The sequence below is a fragment of the Skermania sp. ID1734 genome, assembly GCF_007489285.1.
In the GTDB taxonomy this organism is placed as follows: Bacteria; Actinomycetota; Actinomycetes; order Mycobacteriales; family Mycobacteriaceae; genus ID1734.
In genome coordinates this window covers 1-2,197 of the sequence record NZ_VLIY01000044.1, presented here as the reverse complement: position 1 = coordinate 2,197, position 2,197 = coordinate 1, and the positions used below count along the sequence as shown (strand labels likewise).

General features: G+C 62.6%; 3 protein-coding genes. 1 reads left to right on the top strand and 2 read right to left on the bottom strand.

The features are described 5' to 3' along the window. Positions 1–246: transposase (locus FOS14_RS24445; RefSeq protein ID WP_185981611.1), on the top strand; the 246-nt coding region annotated here is incomplete at its 5' end. A gap of 587 nt (positions 247–833) precedes the next feature. Here FOS14_RS24445 and FOS14_RS24440 read toward each other — a convergent pair. Both FOS14_RS24440 and FOS14_RS24435 read right to left on the bottom strand, forming a co-directional pair. Continuing rightward, positions 834–1,418 (bottom strand): recombinase family protein, encoded by a 585-nt coding sequence (locus FOS14_RS24440; protein WP_069388523.1) that lies wholly within the window; start codon positions 1,416–1,418, stop codon positions 834–836. A 533-nt stretch (positions 1,419–1,951) separates the two neighbouring features. Next, positions 1,952–2,197, bottom strand: a 246-nt coding sequence (locus tag FOS14_RS24435; protein ID WP_185981611.1) for a transposase, incomplete at its 5' end; no start/stop codon positions are given.

The window sequence follows — 2,197 nt, the reverse complement described above, 5'->3', positions numbered from 1 at the left end:
CCCACCGAGCGGCTCAACCGAGAGATCCGCCGCCGCACCGACGTCGTGGGCATCTTCCCCAACCGAGATGCCATCGTCCGCCTCATCGGCGCCGTCCTTGCCGAGCAGACCGACGAATGGGCCGAAGGACGCCGATACCTCGGACTCGAAGTCCTGGGCCGCTGCCGACTCACCCTGACCACCGACACCGACACCAGCTCGCAGACGGAGGTGACCACTGATGCACTGATGCAACTACCCGCCTGATCACCAACGAAGGATCACAATTCAGTTACACCACTTCTAGGGGCTTGACCGGAACGTCTGAAATCGGGGGTGAGAGATGCCTCGTTGCAGGCTCGCGTGCTGGCCAGTAGCGACTTGTCCAACAGTGGTCATGAGGGTATGCTAGATCCCAGAAGTCCCCCGGATTAAACGCTCCTCAGTTCAGCTGACCAGCACCGGGGGTTTTTCTCTACTCAGGCGCGCACGCTGCACAGCCGGCCACCTTCACGACACATAGGCGTCTTGCTGCCTGACCGCTTACTTCATCTGAGGGCCACCAGCCCCACCGGAGCTCCAACGAGGAAGTAATACGCTCTTGGTGTCTGCCCAAGACATCCTTCAATCCTCACGGTGGGCGTCCTGCCCGCAGCACGGCGAGAGTGGCAGCCCGTTTGAGCCGGGCCAGATGCGTGGAGTCTCGTACTGCGGGCGCGAGACTCCCACCTACCTTCACCGCCGCCAGGGTTGTTGCACAACCCATAGGTTTCGAGACGTCTCACTCGGCGGGTGCAGCCGGGGGAGCGGCGCCACCCCAGAGGCGCCTCCCGACGAGCTCACTCGATCGCTTCCTACTCGCGCACTGTGTGCGCTTTCTGGTGCCGGTAGAGCGTCGCGCGGCTCCAGCCGACGAGGCGAGCAGCTTCTTCCGCCGTCCTGCCCCGCTTGCGCGCGTCGGCGACGACTTGGAGCTTCTCTGCAACCTCGACAGGATCGGAGAGGGGCCGGCCGAACTTCGTGCCGTTCTGGCGGGCCGCGGCGATGCCAGCATTCACACGCTCGACGATGAGCTCACGCTCGTACTCGGCAAGAGTGGCGAGCATGTTCAACATGAGACGGCCCGTTGACGTCGCGGGGTCGATGCCGTCAGAGATGGAGCGCACGTTGACGCCTCGCTCCCGCAGCAGGTTGACAGTGTTGAGGACGTCAATGAGGGATCGCCCCAAACGATCAACGCGCCACACGACAACGGTGTCGCCGGACTCTGCATGCTCAAGCAGTCGCTTCATGCCCGGGCGCTCGATCGCGGTCCGGCTCCCGGAGGTCACGTCAGCGAAGACGTCGCGCTTCTGTACGCCGACGTCGACGAGCGCGTCGAGCTGGAGCTGCGCATCCTGAGACGCGGTGCTGACGCGGGTATAGCCAAGGAGTCTCACTTTTACAGTTTGCCTCAGAAACCCCGCCGCTCGAGCAGGCTGAGACGATTCATGATGAGGCAAGTTTTCGAGACAAGCCGGGCCTCCGTTTTCCGGGGGAGTGGTCGGACCACGAGCAAGCCGCCGCGGTGTCTCGGAAACCTAATGATTGTCAACGCATGTCGATGTCCGTCATGCCTTGGATCCCGGACATTCGGGGGTGTGGTGCAGGAAAGCTGGGGAGGCGAGAAGCACCCGGGAAGCGGCGGTTGACGCGTCGCACTGGATGAAATTTCCATCACAGTTTTGGCGTGGAGTGTTCATCCACGGTTTGGTCGGACGCCACCGATGCGACATCTGGTCCTCCTAATTTGGGCGACGTGACCAGAACCGATCTTTCATCCTCACGCCTTTGGCGCGGCGACGGACAACCTCTGCTCGAGCAGATCCGCCTTGCAAGTGCATCGTTCTCCGAATCGGAGAAGCGAGTTGCGCGCTCGATCCGGTCAAGCCCCTAGAAGTGGTGTAACTGAATTGTGATCCTTCGTTGGTGATCAGGCGGGTAGTTGCATCAGTGCATCAGTGGTCACCTCCGTCTGCGAGCTGGTGTCGGTGTCGGTGGTCAGGGTGAGTCGGCAGCGGCCCAGGACTTCGAGTCCGAGGTATCGGCGTCCTTCGGCCCATTCGTCGGTCTGCTCGGCAAGGACGGCGCCGATGAGGCGGACGATGGCATCTCGGTTGGGGAAGATGCCCACGACGTCGGTGCGGCGGCGGATCTCTCGGTTGAGCCGCTCGGTGGG